Source organism: Pseudobutyrivibrio sp. (assembly GCF_015057185.1).
Classification (GTDB): Bacteria; Bacillota; Clostridia; order Lachnospirales; family Lachnospiraceae; genus Pseudobutyrivibrio.
The window spans coordinates 1-16,144 of the sequence record NZ_SVEV01000027.1; the positions used below are offsets into that span (position 1 = coordinate 1).

Consider the following 16,144-nt stretch of genomic DNA (forward strand, 5'->3'; position numbering starts at 1 on the left):
TGAATATTCTTTTCAGCCCAATAATCTGGATAAGCAAGTGGATGTCTATCTATCAATAGATACTGGTCTGAATTTGTTACATCATTCATATAAACATCAACAATGTACCATTTTCCGTCTAAATAAACCTGATCCCAATCTGAATCCCATATTTCACCACGCACGCAATGGTTTATTTCATAACTGTTCTCTCTAATACAAGGAATACCTAACTGGCGCATTATCTCTGTAAATTCAATTTCATAACCTCTTGCAAAAGCAGCTAATTGACCCGATTCATCAATATTTACACCAGGATTTGTCTCTATTGGGAATAATTTTTCACGTAAATAGTTATTTACAAAAATTACCTTTTCCCTATCTGTCATCTCTGGTGTCCATACCTCGTACAATGCCATTATTGCATCAAAACCACATGACATCATTCCATTTGTATGGGCAACTCTTCCTTCATAAACTCCGATTGTCTTGTAGTGACTCCATAAATCCGAGAACTTGTTTCCGTACTGTTCCTTAACCTCTGGATACATTGCTGCATAGCTCTCAGCATCAAAATCAAATCCATCATTATTAAAATAACTTAAAACTTGATAATTACATAAAAAATCTCGTGCTGGAATCTTTACAAATGGGTATCCTGTTTTATCCTGCTCTGCAAGAGCAGCATTTGCTTCCACTTGCGCAATTGCCTCTGCTCTTGCCTTATTCAGATTATCAATGTATGGATGAACTGTTGCTTCCCAGTCTGTATCATAATGTTCAAATTCATATAAACCAGTTCTGTGATCTTGGGGTCTATATGGATCCAAAAACTCCACTATCTCAGCGTGTGCTGTAATTGAATGTACAGGAATAATCACACTAAGTGCCATCATTGAAACTGCTAACTTTTTAAAAAACTTCTTCATATTTCACAACTCCTTTACTCTGCAAACATTATGACCTGTCCGTCTGGAAGTGTCATTCCATTTACCATCTCTCCATAGCCTGCAAAGCCGCCCATGCCATCAGCAAATCCAAGCTGTCCGTCCATTTCAACTACACACCACTGATGCTTGTTTTCATTTTCATTTACGTGGTACCAATTGTAGCCCATGTAATCAAGGATTCTGCCAAGAGCTCTTGTGGAGCCTGCGCATGTGTATACTCCGTAAACGAAAGGACCTGCTGGGGACTTGTAGGCCTTTAAATCATCTGAGCCATACTGTGACTCTGCACAATGAAGACTTACCATATATGCTGCTGCATTAATTCTGTCATAATCTGTTACAAGCTCAGGGTCTGCCATAATTGCATCTGCATAGTATTTTGCATTTGCTTCTGCAAGTGTGACAGCCTCCTGTGGAATCTTGCTGCCATAGTATGCGTGCAACTCATTGGCTGCATTAAGTGTGTCCTGGGTTACGTTCTCGTAACCAATGTTAGCAGCCTGGGCGCTTGTGCTATAGCCTACAAGCAATGTTCCTGCCACTGCCACCATCAACATGCTCTTTACAAACTTTTTCATACTCAATTCCTTTCTATTAAAAACTTATTGTTCCATTCATTCTCTTTGTACCTGAAATATTGATATATTAATTCATCAATTCTATCTGCGTTCTCAGGTTCTGCACAAGGACCATCTTTTTTGGTTTCTCCTATTGTGATAAGTCCCTCATTTTTTATAAAATCTAAAATTGCCTCATCATTTTTAGCTATGGTTCTTGCTAGTTTTATGGCTCTTTTTTTCTTCTTCTCATCCTTTACCAGCTGAGAAATCAGAAATGTAAATTTTAGATAATACTCCATTTCTTCACCTCCTTTATCTCTTTCTATATTTATTACAGATAAAGAAGGTGTTAGGTTTTAATATTTCTTAGTTTTTTAAACTAATTTTGCTCCGCAGCTTCCGCAGAATTTTCCCTCGCCTCGTTTTGCTCCACATTGACTGCAGAATAGCTTCTTAGGCTCTGATATTTGTGCTTGATTTGGCATGTATTTTTCTTTTACCCCAACTACTGCTGATGAAGCTGTCTTTGTCACTACATTAATCTTATTAAATAAATCAGTAACTGTTGGATAACTTGATTCTACTGGCTCTGCTTTTGAACTAGAGGTTGTATAATAATCCTTATCTTCCATGTACTCTTGCACACTAGGGTCATTAGTTTTCACATAGTAATCCATTTCCTTATTACATTTCTTTATAAGATTACTGTATTGTTTTTTAATAATAATTAAGAAAAGTGGTGGATACCCCATCATATAGAATGGAATCTCAACATATAATCCCAGCTTTAAAATTGAAAAAAGTAAACCTGACATTCCATAAAATTCAGGACCAAATAAAAGTGAGAAAGCTCCAATTCCACTTGTTGTCACTTTATTATTTGCTAGGACACTTACAGAACCAAATATAGTTTCAAATCCTCCCATTGGTTTAGCTACACCCATATATGCTCTATAGACTCCATATAGTGCAAGTGCTACCGCCACAAAAAACATCAACTGTGCTATATATTCTAAAACTGGTACATGCCCAAATAAGAAACAAAAGGCAAGAGGGGCTGCTATCATAGCCCAATTTGTCCATAGTATATTAAATGCTGTTGGCTCCAAGCTTTTAGCTTTTCTAATCTGCTCCTCAGCATAGTTTTTTATTTCAACTGCGGATGCATAATCCTCAGTTAACATCTTTTCTTTTCGCAAAATATTTCCTCCTAATAATCTTTATCTTTCATTCCATATATAAGGTAGGTTCTCACAAAGTTTCTTGTTTTGTTCATCGAGCATATCATTTATTTCCCATATCAAATCAGAATAATAGTCATAATCCCTGTAATAATCCTCTTCATAGCTTTTCTCAAAAAATGAATTATCCTCTCTATCCTCTCTTCTATCATCCTTGTGGGAGCTTGATGTGGCCACGCCTACAGCCGTAAGTGCTGCTAAACCACCTATTGCTAATTTGGCAATTAAGGCTCCTGAACCAGCGGCAGCCGTGGCTGCGGTTGCTGCAGTTGTAGCTGCGGTTCCTGTTGCCGCAGCTCCCGTTGATGTAGTCCCTGTGGCTGTGGCGGCTTGCCCTGCTGCATAGTTTTGTGCAATTGTTTTTGCACCAGTAGCTGTAATAGCTTTTGCAGATACTATTGCTGTTTCTGCTGCAGCTGCTCGTGCAGTATTCTTGTAAAGCAGAGAAAGTAAAACTGGTACGATAATTGTGCTGTGTATTTTGATACCATTTTTCTTTTCAAACTCAAGTACCCCTTCAGATACCTTTTTTCTAGAATAATTCAACCTGCTTTTTACAGTATCCTCAGGCACTTCCTGAACCTGGGCAATCTGCTTTACCGACATTTCCTTGTAGTAAAAAAGAACCACTGCCTCTTTTTGAGCTGCAGGAAGGGCACCTATGATTCCATCCATGATTTCCATCAATTCTTTTCTATCATAGGCGCTCTCAGGAATGATGTCCTCGTCACTGTTTGCGATGGTATCTACGAAGTCCATCTCCTCATCAGATACATCGGTAAAGCTAGTAGGCTTCTTTTTCACTAAATAATTCTTACAGGTATTAACAATTATTGTATCAAGCCATGGTCCAAAGCTCTTTGTCTCATCAAAAGAGTCAATATGCTCCATGGCCTTTATAAATGCGTCCTGATACATGTCCTCTGCATCTTCTGCAGTTTTCACGTATTGGCGGGCAATTGCTATACCCTTTTCTCTATACATCTCATAGATTTGTCCAAAGCTCTCAGATTCACCGGCTTTGGCTTTTGCTATTAGTTCTTCTATGCTGCTCATTTAGCAAAACCCTTCATTTTATTGATTGTATAAATCCTCAAGATCACTGCTTATCTCATAGTCATAATCGTCTGTATTATTTCTTACAAGCTCTGTAAACATTGTTGATGCGTCATCATAACCTTTATAATAATCGCCAGCTCCAAAGTAATAATCACCATTAGATTCATATACTGCTTCATCATTTTGATAATCAATCGTTCCATCCTCATATTTGATTACATCTTCAAATCTATATGGAAGATAGAATGTTGTTGTCTCAAAATCTTCACATGAAGCAGTTGTTGAATAAATAAGAATTACCTCGTTATCATTTTTATTCCACTGACCCATCTCCTTGCCAGTAAGTACAACCATTCCCTCATATGTGTAGTCTGTGTGTTCTATTTCATATAAATCAGTAACATATGACAAATCGTCAGTGATTTCTGCAAGCGCTTTTTCCTGAAGTCTTGCAAGTGTTGCCTCATCGATTTCACTAGGGCTTGTAACATATGCTTCAAGTCCCTCTACTGTATATTCCTTGCTAGTCTGTGTAAATTTATATCCTAACTCATTGTATCTGCTCTCTTCACTTGTGCACTTAACAGTAACTGTGTCGCCATTTGCCAAGCCTTCTGTCTTATCAGCTTCGTATGATAATGCACCTATATCTTCGATTCCATCAGCCTGAATTTCTACAGAACCATTTGGAGAATAACCTTCAAAGAAAACATTTACATATTCAAATGGATCAATTTCTGTTACTTCATTTAAGCCTTCTACTGTATATGTAATATCTTCTGCATTAAATTTAACCTTACATTTTTTAGCAAGACTCTCTTTATATTTAACCTTTATTTTGATTTCCTGACCATTTGAAAGATTTTCATCCTCTGAAGGCTCAAAAGAGATTGAACTAACAAGTTCATATATCTTGTCATCAGATATATTGTCATTCATATCGCTGATTTCCCACATAAGAGTATCGTAATCGATATCTATGTCGAGTCTTCCTGCTCCATCAAAGCCTGTTACATCAACTAACAAGCATTCTTCTAGGTCAATCTTTGGTGCAAATACTGTATTCTTTGCAACAAGACATGCAATTATTACTACAACTACTGCTATGATTGCTGCGATAGACTTCTTAGAAATTGGTTTTCTAGGCTGCATAGGCTGCTGGTACTGTGGCTGTTGGTACTGTTGATACTGCTGCTGATACTGTGGTTGCTGATACTGCTGTTGCTGTTGATACTGCTGTGTTGCCTGCTGTACAGCCTCTGCCCTTTCTATTTTTGCCCCACAAGTGGTGCAAAATACTGCTTCATCTCCTAATTCTGTCCCACACTCTTTACAAAAAATCATATATTTTCTCCTTTATATTTTTTCATTATTTTTTTCTAAATTTTAAACCAGCTTTTTCAAAACATAATATTTTCCGAATTGTGTATTCATTATAAACCCATTCCACCCCCCCCCATGTCAACCCCTAAAAAACCCAGTATTTTCAAGGGTTTGCGCCACTTTTTTCTTCATTTTTCTCATTAGTGTAAATTAACCTACCTTTCTTCAAAATTTGTTCTTTATTTTTCTCTTTCTACTTCTATTACAGATAAGGTTGCCATTAGGTTTTAAATTTTTAAAAATTTTTCAAAAAAAAATAGCAGTCAACTGACTGCCATTTAGATTTATAAATATACAAAAGCCACCTCATACGAGCCGGCTCTTGAAATTTTACATAAACATTAGCATAAATATTGGCATTGAAATTATCTTTTCTGATTGCCCAATATTTACTGATGCCATTTTATATCCCTTATTTAGTTGAATGTTATTGTCGAGTATATTCCTTAATGAATTTGCCTGCTTTTTACCTGCCTTAATTTCTATTGGGATTATCTCATCATCCTTCATTAATACAAATTCAATCTCGCTTGTATTCTTTTCATGCTTATAAAAAAATAATTTATTATATCCCCTTTTGTGAAGCATATCTGCAGCCAGAGCCTCATACAAAGCCCCTTTTGCTGTACCTAAAATCAATCCATTTGCCTTCTCTTCAATATTGTTGTCTTCGAGCAAAGCCTTTTTTAGGCCTTCATCAAACATTCCTACAAGAATACCTATATCAGTTGGATATATTCTAAAATTAGTCTCATCTGCAAATGATTCTAGCGGAAACTCTATTCGTTTTAAATTCTGGACTTGCAAAGTTAATAGCTGATTGTTTAACCATGCTATACTTGTACCGAATTTTGATGCAGTTGCCTTAGACTCAACTTTTGAGTATTGAAACTTATGATTTTCCTTCGTCAGTTGATAAGGAATAGATTCATAGCATTCCTGAGCTTTGATTCTAATATTTGCATCTGCAAATCTCGCAATATCTGTTTTATAATCTCTAATTAATCGCCTTTGGATTTCATCTACAGCATGCAAATCTCCTGTTTCGACAAATGTAGCTACAGCTTCTGGCATGCCACCGATCACCATATATTTACGGAGATATTTTGTCATAGTCTCAATTAGTGATTTTGGCAATTTTTCTACATTATCAAAGTATTTTTTCAGTCCTTCAATAACATCTCTACCAACTCCCAGTGCCCATAAGAATTCTTCAAAATCCAAAGAATGCATAGATAAATACTCGACTTTTCCAACAGGATAAGATATTTCACTCATGTAATTCATTCCCAGTGATGAACCCATACCGATTACATCATATCTTCCATCCTCAGTCCAAAACTTTAAAGATGCAATGGCATTCGGACATTCCTGAATCTCATCCAGCAAAATCAATGTATTTCCTTCTATAAACTTTGTCCCTGGTCTCCTTGCAGATATGTTTAGCTTTAGTGTGTTTACATCTAAATCACCTGCAAATTCTCCAATCATGGAAGGTTCTTCTATAAAATTTATATAAATATATGAATCATAATCATTAGCAAACATCTGATCAACAACATATGTCTTTCCTACTTGGCGTTGGCCAGTAACAATTACACTTTTATGATTCTTCTTATTTCTCCAGTCTCTTAGGTCGTTAAGTATCTTTCTTTCTAACATATATAGATACCTCCTTTGATATTATTCTATAGAAAAATATGCAATGTGTAAATATTTTTCTATAGAATAATATGCATTTAGCCAATATTTTTCCATAGAAAAATATTTATAGGCAAAAAAATAGGAGCCGAAGTGCTCCTATATCCTATGCTATTCTTTTAGCGCCGTCTCCTATGTCTACTACATAGAACTCAGCATCTAAGTTATATTTTTCTTTGTATGCCTTGCCAACTGTTTCTTTGAAATTCTCAACAGCATCATTTTCTACGATGGCAACTGTGCATCCACCAAAGCCGCCGCCTGTGATGCGGGCTCCGATAACTCCTGGAACCGACCACTCTGTCTCAACAAGGAAATCAACCTCCTCACAGGAAACCTCGTAATCATCGCGAAGTGAAACGTGGCTGGCATTCATAAGCTGTCCGAATGTGGCAATATCATTATTATTTAAAGCATCAACTGCCTTGATAGTACGCTGATTCTCAGAAACTGCATGCTTAGCACGTCTATAACAAACCTCATCCTTAATAGCTGAGCCATACTTTTCAAACTCCTCATCAGTGAGCTCACCAAGTGTGCTGATGCCACATACTGTCTGAAGATCTGCAAGAGCCTGAGCACTTTCCTTTCTTCTATCATTATATGCTGAGTCTACAAGTGAGTGCTTTACCTTGGAATTTGTGATAACAATCTTGGCATTTGGTAGCTTAACTGATGCATATTTATAGGATAAATCTGCACAGTCAAGGAAAATGGCGTGGTCTTTTTGTCCCATTGCAACCGCAAATTGGTCCATTATACCGCAGTTACATCCATTGAAATTGTTCTCAGAGTACTGTCCGATAAGGGCTAACTCTGTCATTGTCTTGTTAAGTTCAAATAAATCTGTGAGAACTGTGCCTGTAAGCACCTCAAGTGATGCTGATGAAGAAAGGCCAGAACCGTTAGGAATATTGCCCCAAACGCACATTTCAAATCCTGATTTAATTTCGTCACCCTTTTCTTTTAAAGCCCAAACGATACCTAAAGCATAGTTTGCCCAGTGATATTCGTCCTTGTTTTTAAGGTCATCAAGGCTACATTCTATTACACCAGCCTGCTCCATGTTTGCTGAGTAAAACTTGATTACTCTGTCATCTCTTTTTCTTGCTACTGCATATGTACCAATGGTAAGAGCGCATGGAAATACGTGTCCGCCGTTGTAATCAGTGTGTTCTCCGATAAGATTAACTCTACCTGGAGCAAAATAAGTGCGGATATCTCCACCCTCACCAAATTTTTCTTCGAATAAAACCCTTAATTCTTTCTCGTTCATTACTTATCTCCTATCTATATACTTCATTTCTGTTGTACTTTGACATTGCAGCAATCAACTCCTCTGAAGGATTGAAAATCACTTTAAAATCGTTGCCTTTTGCCTCGCTATGTCCAACTAAAATGTAAGTTTTATCCTCACTATTTCCTGTAGAACAGTCATATGTTTTAAGCTTTACATTGTCAAATTTAAGAGCTTCGTTAGTTCCAAGGGCTGCTACTAGCTTTACTTCACTGGATTCTATAGAAAGCACCTTTTTTCTTTTTTCATTATTAATAATCTTTGCAATCTCAAGGCTACCATTTGTGTAGTCGTATTCAAATTCGATGTTTTTGTAGCCCATAAGCACAATGGTATAGATTGCTGAGGCTATCAAAAGTCCACTAGCCACAAGACCAGGCACTCCACCTAATACTGGTACTGAAAGCAAAAGTATGACGGTAACTGCTACCATGCCGCCTTTTTTTGCTGCATCACTAGGTTTTGCTTTGGCTTTTACTGCCTCTTCGATAAATGTGTCATTTGTCTCAAACATTATCCATTACCCTCCAAAAAAATGCCGGCTGAAACGCTCAGCCGACATTAATTATAACTTAAATCCCACGAAAACTAAAGGAAATACCTATTTCTTTGTTGTTATTTAACATGTATTCTGGATGGGTTTTTGCACCCCAGGTATCATCACCGCCAACACCCATTTGCTGGCCTATTCTTACATGGGTGAAGTGGACCGGAGGCAATTCAGTGTGGTGCATTGCTTCTTCTATCTCATGGACTGTAAACGGGAGGGCTGAAAATCCATTGTAATTCGCATAAAACATCACACCATCGCCTCTATCATCTGTAAGTGCAGCATAGCGCACATCCATATGATTTCCGCATTCCTGAGGCACTAAGTATTTTGCCATGTTGTCAGCTACTTTATTTTTGAATACTCCTAATTTCGCGTGGTCCTTGTCAAAATATGTTTCCTCTGGACCTTTTCCATACCATTCTAAATTATTTAACTGGCTATCTAAAGTAAATACCATTGATAACTCTGGCAATTCTCCAACCATATCAGATTTTTCCAAAATAACCTTTACATCAATTAAACCGTCGCTATGTATGGTGTAATCCACCTTGCAGCTTGAGGCTGGATTTGTAGGCAAATGATATGTAAATATGACTTTAACCTGCTTTTCATCCTCAACTATTTCAGGATATTCATATTTCTTTTCATCCATTATCATGGTTGAGAGGTATTTACTTGCTAATTTCCACTGTCCTGCTCTAAATGGAAGCTGATTTGCAACATCATTTTCTATCAGCGGACGCCAGAAATTTGGCAACACAGTGCGCTTTAACAATTCCTTACCATGATATTTGTATGAAACTAATCCCTTTTGTTTTGCAAAGTATATTTCGAAATCATCGCCCTTTATTCCAATATTGAAAAATCCCTTTGTTACTCTTAGTTTTTGCTCAAGTCCCTTTTCTACTATATATTTGCCTACTGTGGTCTGACCGTACGCCACTTCGTACCCTTTATCTGCCCATAGAGTATCCTCCTTAAGTACAAACGATAGAGTAACCACATATTCGCTATCCTCTGGCAATTCAAGCTCTAATGGATAATCTACTGTCTCAAGAGGTGGACAATCAATTGTCAGTTCCTCCTCTGCCACAAGTTCTCCTATTTTTTCTATGGTGAGAATTGCAGTAAACTCATTTGTATTTGTAAATAAATTCCTATTTTCGATATGAGCAACACCATCAGCAATTGTGATTTTTATGTTTTGGTAATCATATTTAACTTCTTGCATCTTTGGACTTGGCTCTCTATCTTTGCTATAGCAAAGGCCATCTCCTGAGAAGCTGCCGTCATGTGGTCTTTCATCAAAATCACCACCATAGCCCTCAAATTCTACACCGTTGCAATCCCTTGTGGTGATTGCCTGGTCAATATAATCCCAAATAAATCCACCCTGGTATAATGGCTCCTGATAAGCAAGCTCTGTGTACTTATACATTGCTCCGCAGGAATTTCCCATGGCATGGATGTATTCGCAGTTAATATAAGGCTTTTCCTTATGCTCTGCTAGCCATTCCTTTATATCCTTTGTAGGGACGTACATGGTAGATTCAACATCAGACATGTCCACTCGTCTATCGTTAAAAATTCCCTCGTAATGTACTAGTCTTGTGTTATCCCACTCATGGAATTTATCATTCATTTTTTTTAGGTTTGAGCCACCATAGCTTTCATTTCCAAGTGACCAAATCAAGATACTTGGATGATTCTTGTCACGCTCAAACATGCTTCTTGCTCTATCTATTACGTTCTCAGTGAACTCTTCTCTATCACCAGGTACAGCGTAATCGTTTCCTTTTTCTCCAAGGATCAAAATAGGTGTCTGCCAGGTACCGTGAGTCTCAAGATTTGTCTCATCGATTACATACAATCCGAATATATCACAAAGTCTATAAAATACAGTCTGATTAGGATAATGACTTGTGCGGATAGCATTTATATTGTTCTTTTTTATAGTGATTATATCCTTTAAAATATCTTCCTCAGAAAGAACTCGTCCTGTAGCTGAAGAAAATTCATGACGATTCACACCCTTGAAAACAATACGTCTTCCATTGAGGTGCATTATATTGTCAATTATCTCAAATCGTCTAAATCCAACTTTTTCCTTGAGAACCTCTGATAATCTTCCATCCTCTCCAAATACATTTAGTTGTAAATCAAATAGATATGGGCTTTCTGCACTCCACAGCTTTGGCTCTCTAACGTGAACCTCCATGTGGTTTGCCCCCTCTGCTAGATTTGCTTTACTGAGAATATCCTCCTCCTCATTGGAGAGTGTCATATGCACCATTCCACTTCCAATAACGTCCATATCTAGTACTAGTGTTGCATTTTTATATTCGTCATCTAACAAAGTCTGAATACGAATGTCTCTTATGTGTGTTGCAGGAACAGTATATAGGTACACATCTCTGAAAATACCTGAGAATCTAAAGAAATCCTGATCCTCGCACCAGCTTCCTGCAGTCCATTTGAAAACCTGAACTGCAAGCTTATTCTCTCCCTCTTTAACAAAAGGTGTTAAGTCAAATTCGGCTGGAGTAAATGAATCTTCACTGTAACCTATGTATTGGCCATTTAACCAAAGAGCAAATCCGCTTTCTACGCCTTGAAATGAAATGTATACAGGCTTGTTTTTCATGAACGGAGGAAGCTCAAAATATTTAACGTAGTTGCCAACAGAATTATCCTCAGTTGGAATCTCTCCCGGATCGATTGCCTCGTGTCCATCCCAAGGATACTGTGTGTTTACGTACATTACCTTGTCATATCCCTCTAATTGAATGTGGGCAGGAACTTTGATATCATCCCAGCTTTTACAATCTCTGTTTTCCTTATAGAAATCCTTGTCGCAAGAATCGTAATTCTTGGCATACTCAAATTTCCAAATCCCATTTAATAGATATTTAAAATTTGACCTATCACCGTAGCCATACGCTTCGCTGTCATAATACTCATGATCTGAGTGTGGATCTATTCTGTTTTCTTGAAAAATTCTTGGATCTTTTACTATTTTGTAATTAAATTCGGAACTTCTCATTTTTCATTCCCCTTTAAAAAAGGGCGGGAACACCGCCCAATTATTTTTTTATTTAACAGAACCTGTAATACCTTCTGCAAACTGCTTCTGTAATACAAAGAAAATAATCATTGTTGGAAGTGAGCAGAATAATACACCAAGCATTGTCATTCCATAATCTACTGTATAACCACTTGTTATGTTAGCGATAAACATAGGCATTGTCTGAGCTGATGCTTCTCTCATTGTTACCTTTGGCCACAAATATGCATTCCATGATGTCATGAATGTGATTACAGCAGCTGCTGCATAAGTTGACTTTTGAATTGGAACGTACATTTTGAAGAAGATTTTCCATTCAGGAAGTCCATCTATTCTGGCTGCTTCCATGATGTCAGGTGGGAAATTACGAGAATTCTGTCTGAACATCATAATCATAAATGGCGTAGCTATTGTTGGGAGAATAAAGCCCCAAACTGTGTTAAGCATATTCATGTCTGAAACTAATTTATAAAGTGGAACAAGTGTTGCCACCTGAGGAACCATCATAGCAAGAAGGATTATTCCAAATAATCTATCTTTATTCTTGTCGTGATATAACTCGAATCCATACCCAGCCAAGGAACAAGCAAACAATGTAAATAGTGTTTGGATTGTTGAGAATAAAAATGAATTTCTCATTGATGACCAAAGTGTTCCCTGAACTGCATTTAATAAATGCTGGAAATTAACCATCAGCTGGTCTCCAAACGCTATGGAACCTCTAGCAATATTAAGTGATGCATTTGTTGCAGCTGCAATCATCCAATACAGTGGAAATACCGATATGAGTGAGCAAATTATTAAAAATATGTATGTAGGAATAAGTCTACGTTGAACCATTGATTTATTTTTCTTATTCACGTGTATCACCTACTTTCAAGTTAATAAATGCAAGAATTGCAACCATAATAAATACAATAAATGACATTGCCGATGCGTAACCCATATTGCCTGTGCCGTCACCAAACGAAGTGTTGTAAATATAGTGAGACATTGTAATTGTTGAGTTTGCAGGACCACCGCTTGTTAAGTTAACTGACTCATCAAAGAGCTGTAATGTACCGTTGATTGACATAATCGCTGTCATAACAATTGTTGGCTTAAGCAGTGGACATGTAATGTACCAGAATGTCTTCCAGCCTGTAGCTCCATCAATTTTTGCTGCCTCATATACTGAATATTCAATATTTTGTAGTCCAGCCAAGTAGAATACCATGTTGTATCCTGTCCATCTCCAAATAAGAGCAATGATGATAACTGCCTTTGCTGTAGCTGGCGTTCCAAGAAAATTAATATTCTCGCTGATAATTCCTAGCTTCATAAGCACCGAATTTACAAGTCCCTGAGTTGCAAACATTGACTTGAAAATGATTGAATACGAAACCAAAGATGTAGCACATGGCAAGAATATTGCTGTTCTAAATAGTCCCTTAAATTTTAAGTCCTTATTATTTAATAGCTGCGCCAACAATATGGCCAAAATCAACATAATAGGTACTTCTATTATTAAATAAAGGAATGTATTTTTAATTGATTGAGAAAAAATACCGTCCTTGAACATTCGAATGTAATTGTTAAATAAAGGGTCTGCAAACCTCATGTTTACGCCCTTACCAGTCTGTAACGAAATAAAAAACGCCCTGACTATAGGATAGAAATTCATTATGAAAATCAATAGTGTTGCTGGAAATAAGAACAACCAGCCGGCTGCCAATTGCTTATTAGCAAGTGTCATTCCTTTTCTATTTTTCACCTTTGGCATCCCCCTTCTTTTAAAAATGGGAAGTGGGCTAGCCACTTCCCAAAGATTTCTTTAGATTAATCTAATTCCATTTCAAATCTTAACTGCTCTTCAGCTGTTGCAAGTGCTGTATCTACATCCTCACCATTTGTAAGAACGTTTTGAAGTGCTGTACCAAGCTGTGTACGACATGCATAGTGATAATCTGACTGCTCTACAGTTGGAACATGCTGTGTGTACTCTACGATTGTTGAGTAGATTGGCTGTCCGTTAAAGTAATCAACACCCTGTGAGTAGACATCTGACTCAGCTGCTGCTGCACAAGTACCAATTACACCACCATTTGTAAGGGCCTCATCATATGTGATTGACTGTCCATCAGCTGCTGACTCACCACCAAATGTGTATGATAGGAAGTCAAGTGCTAACTCTGTCTTAGAGCAGTTAGCTGTGATGTAAAGTGAAGAACCACCGTTTGAAGCATACCCTGGAGCACCTGTAAGTGTTGGAGCTGTTGTAATCTCCCACTGTCCTGCGTTATCAGCAACCTGCTCGATTGTTGGGATAATCCAGTTACCATTGTAAACGCCTGCAACCATGTCGCCCTGGATAGCTTGATCTGTATAATCTGACCAGTCATTTGCGAGGTAAAGAACATTGTCTTGAGCAAGCTTAACAAGGATATTAAATACCTTAACTAAGTCTTCATTTTCTGTGATGTATGGCTCTCCATCCTTGAACTGTGAAACACCTTCTGCCTGAAGCATCATGTAAAATAAGTCGTTTCCTGAACCATCCATGCAAAGAAGGTACTTGCCTGTTTTTTCATAAACAGCTTTACCTATTTCATCGAACTCGTCCCAAGTGATACCTGTTACATCATCGATTGTGTATCCTGCTTCTGCAAGTAGGTCTGTTCTATAAGCAAAGATTGCTGTACCTGCATCTACTGGGAATCCATAGTGAGTGCCATTGATAGTAGAATAAGAAAGCTTTTCAGCTCCAAGACCTGACCAATCACATGTAGCTCCCTCAGCTGACTGCCATGCATCTGGGTAGTTTGTTACATACTGCTGAATGTAGTGATCCTGGAATAAAACGATATCTGGTAATGTGCTGTAATCTCCTGCCTCTGCTGCTAGTGTTACAGCATTTTCAACATCTGATGACTGAGACTGTGTGATAATCTCAAGCTTAAAGTCAGGATTCTTCTCCTGATAATCCTTTTCTGCTGCTTTAAGTGCTGGAATATTGAAGTTCTCATCCCAAGCATAAACTGTAAGAGTGTTTTCATCCTCTGATTGCACAGCCGCTGTATCGCCTTCTCCTGTGCTATCGACCTCTGATGAGCCTGTTGATTCTGCTCCGCCACAAGCAACTAAAGAAGTTGCCATTGCCCCAACGAGCATAAGTGAAATTAATTTTTTCTTCATTCCCCTTCTTCTCCTTCTGTAAAAATTCTCGGGCTCAACTTGTGCAATATGCATAATGAATAGCCCTTTAATCTTTTCTTCTATAGTCATAATACACGACTGAGTATTTATTTATATAATAGAAAAAAGCCAAAAACATGCAAATTCGACTATTTAAGATTGTTAAATAATTGTTTTTCTACGAAAAAGTGGCGAAACCGTGAAGAAAGGATGGTAATCACAAAACGCGATTACCATCCTTTCTTGGCACTAATCTTATAATTCTTTTTTGTAGAACCAAAATGGCTCTCTTCCATTTTCCACTGATAGGGTGTTTTTCCTGTCAGCTTTTTAAAATTTCTATTAAATGTGGAAGGCGTTTGATATCCAACTCTGTATCCAACCTCTTCCATTCCATAATCCTTATTTTTAATAAGCTCGCATGCGTTGTCTATCCTGACCATATTTAAATAATCAAGAGGCTTCATACTCATGGTTTCTTCAAATATACGCCTGAAGTGACTCTCAGACAGCCCACATTCATAGGCTACGTCTGACATTTTAACATCTTCTGCAAAATGCTCTGCAAAATAGTTAACACTTCTTTCTATATAGCCGTTTAATCGCTTTTCCTCCAAGGTCAATGATGTGGTCAAATTCTCATTAAGTCTAAGCATTTCAGCCACAAATGCCCTTAAATAGCCCTTTACAGCCTGCTTGTAATAAGGCTTTTGCTCGCGATATTCCTCAATAATGCTACGAACAATGTTGGTTAACTGCTTATTTTTGCTCCAGTGAATTACGTATCCTTGGCTATTTATCCGCTTTATAACTTCCTCAGGAATAAGTCTATGAAACTGCATTTCCTTTTTTATAAAATTATCAATATCGATAAACAAATATTCCCATTTGCAAACTCCACCTTCGTCACTTTTTGTATCGTGTGGGATGTTCTCTGGAATGAGTGTTATTATGCCCCCTTTATAATTTACAGTGGCTTCGTCAATAATCAGCCTGCCGCTGCCCCAATAGCAATAGCCTACCTCCAAATAATTATGAAAATGTCGCATATTACCAGTTTCTTCACCATAGCTTTGAATCCATTTATCTCCCAAAAGAGCCAAAACATATTGATCAGACGGTATCTCATAATATCTATATTCTATCTGTCTTTTTTGTTTTGCCATTATAACCCCAATAAAAT

Annotated in this window: 13 protein-coding genes and 1 pseudogene; all 14 read right to left on the bottom strand. The window is 37.4% G+C overall.

The genetic code is table 11. The features are described 5' to 3' along the window. Nucleotides 1–908: pseudogene (locus tag E7276_RS11150) on the bottom strand (hypothetical protein); the annotation flags it as partial. A gap of 14 nt (nt 909–922) precedes the next feature. Next, on the bottom strand, nt 923–1,507 hold the full coding sequence (locus E7276_RS11155; RefSeq protein ID WP_294217569.1) for a hypothetical protein: 585 nt from the start codon (nt 1,505–1,507) through the stop codon (nt 923–925). A gap of 2 nt (nt 1,508–1,509) precedes the next feature. Continuing rightward, nucleotides 1,510–1,788 carry a hypothetical protein gene (locus E7276_RS11160; protein ID WP_294217571.1) on the bottom strand — a complete coding sequence of 93 codons (279 nt, stop codon included), beginning with the start codon at nt 1,786–1,788 and terminating at the stop codon, nt 1,510–1,512. A 75-nt stretch (nt 1,789–1,863) separates the two neighbouring features. After that, on the bottom strand, nt 1,864–2,688 hold the full coding sequence (locus E7276_RS11165; RefSeq protein WP_294217573.1) for a zinc ribbon domain-containing protein: 825 nt from the start codon (nt 2,686–2,688) through the stop codon (nt 1,864–1,866). Nucleotides 2,689–2,709: 21 nt separating this feature from the next. After that, on the bottom strand, nt 2,710–3,786 hold the full coding sequence (locus E7276_RS11170; protein WP_294217575.1) for an RNA polymerase sigma factor: 1,077 nt from the start codon (nt 3,784–3,786) through the stop codon (nt 2,710–2,712). Between the two features lie 18 nt (nt 3,787–3,804). Next, nucleotides 3,805–5,133, bottom strand: a complete 1,329-nt coding sequence (locus tag E7276_RS11175) for a zinc ribbon domain-containing protein (protein ID WP_294217578.1) — start codon at nt 5,131–5,133, stop codon at nt 3,805–3,807. A gap of 369 nt (nt 5,134–5,502) precedes the next feature. Further along, entirely contained in the window at nt 5,503–6,834 is a 1,332-nt protein-coding gene (locus E7276_RS11180; protein WP_294217581.1) for an ATP-binding protein, read from the bottom strand. Nucleotides 6,835–6,979: 145 nt separating this feature from the next. Then, the gene (locus tag E7276_RS11185; protein ID WP_294217584.1) at nt 6,980–8,149 is read right to left on the bottom strand and encodes a galactokinase; all 1,170 of its coding nucleotides are present in this window, start codon (nt 8,147–8,149) and stop codon (nt 6,980–6,982) included. A gap of 10 nt (nt 8,150–8,159) precedes the next feature. Beyond that, nucleotides 8,160–8,684: a DUF6106 family protein gene (locus E7276_RS11190; RefSeq protein ID WP_294217587.1), complete on the bottom strand. Its 525-nt coding sequence runs from the start codon at nt 8,682–8,684 to the stop codon at nt 8,160–8,162. A gap of 58 nt (nt 8,685–8,742) precedes the next feature. Next, nucleotides 8,743–11,766: a glycoside hydrolase family 2 TIM barrel-domain containing protein gene (locus E7276_RS11195; protein ID WP_294217591.1), complete on the bottom strand. Its 3,024-nt coding sequence runs from the start codon at nt 11,764–11,766 to the stop codon at nt 8,743–8,745. Between the two features lie 48 nt (nt 11,767–11,814). Next, nucleotides 11,815–12,627 carry a carbohydrate ABC transporter permease gene (locus E7276_RS11200; protein ID WP_294217684.1) on the bottom strand — a complete coding sequence of 271 codons (813 nt, stop codon included), beginning with the start codon at nt 12,625–12,627 and terminating at the stop codon, nt 11,815–11,817. Nucleotides 12,628–12,640: 13 nt separating this feature from the next. Next, complete coding sequence (locus E7276_RS11205; RefSeq protein WP_294217592.1) at nt 12,641–13,549, bottom strand: carbohydrate ABC transporter permease; 909 nt, start codon at nt 13,547–13,549, stop codon at nt 12,641–12,643. Nucleotides 13,550–13,605: 56 nt separating this feature from the next. Then, the gene (locus tag E7276_RS11210; RefSeq protein ID WP_294217595.1) at nt 13,606–14,961 is read right to left on the bottom strand and encodes an ABC transporter substrate-binding protein; all 1,356 of its coding nucleotides are present in this window, start codon (nt 14,959–14,961) and stop codon (nt 13,606–13,608) included. Nucleotides 14,962–15,191: 230 nt separating this feature from the next. Next, nucleotides 15,192–16,127, bottom strand: coding sequence for an AraC family transcriptional regulator (locus E7276_RS11215; RefSeq protein ID WP_294217597.1), 936 nt, complete (start codon nt 16,125–16,127; stop codon nt 15,192–15,194). Between the last annotated feature and the right edge of the window lie 17 nt (nt 16,128–16,144).

Coding starts and splice junctions, on each gene's coding strand:
- E7276_RS11185 (WP_294217584.1), bottom strand. CDS start 8,149: ATGAACGAGAAAGAATTAAGGGTTTTATTCGAAGAAAAATTTGGTGAG.
- E7276_RS11215 (WP_294217597.1), bottom strand. CDS start 16,127: ATGGCAAAACAAAAAAGACAGATAGAATATAGATATTATGAGATACCG.
- E7276_RS11155 (WP_294217569.1), bottom strand. CDS start 1,507: ATGAAAAAGTTTGTAAAGAGCATGTTGATGGTGGCAGTGGCAGGAACA.
- E7276_RS11175 (WP_294217578.1), bottom strand. CDS start 5,133: ATGATTTTTTGTAAAGAGTGTGGGACAGAATTAGGAGATGAAGCAGTA.
- E7276_RS11210 (WP_294217595.1), bottom strand. CDS start 14,961: ATGAAGAAAAAATTAATTTCACTTATGCTCGTTGGGGCAATGGCAACT.
- E7276_RS11205 (WP_294217592.1), bottom strand. CDS start 13,549: ATGCCAAAGGTGAAAAATAGAAAAGGAATGACACTTGCTAATAAGCAA.
- E7276_RS11190 (WP_294217587.1), bottom strand. CDS start 8,684: ATGTTTGAGACAAATGACACATTTATCGAAGAGGCAGTAAAAGCCAAA.
- E7276_RS11160 (WP_294217571.1), bottom strand. CDS start 1,788: ATGGAGTATTATCTAAAATTTACATTTCTGATTTCTCAGCTGGTAAAG.
- E7276_RS11200 (WP_294217684.1), bottom strand. CDS start 12,627: ATGGTTCAACGTAGACTTATTCCTACATACATATTTTTAATAATTTGC.
- E7276_RS11170 (WP_294217575.1), bottom strand. CDS start 3,786: ATGAGCAGCATAGAAGAACTAATAGCAAAAGCCAAAGCCGGTGAATCT.
- E7276_RS11195 (WP_294217591.1), bottom strand. CDS start 11,766: ATGAGAAGTTCCGAATTTAATTACAAAATAGTAAAAGATCCAAGAATT.
- E7276_RS11180 (WP_294217581.1), bottom strand. CDS start 6,834: ATGTTAGAAAGAAAGATACTTAACGACCTAAGAGACTGGAGAAATAAG.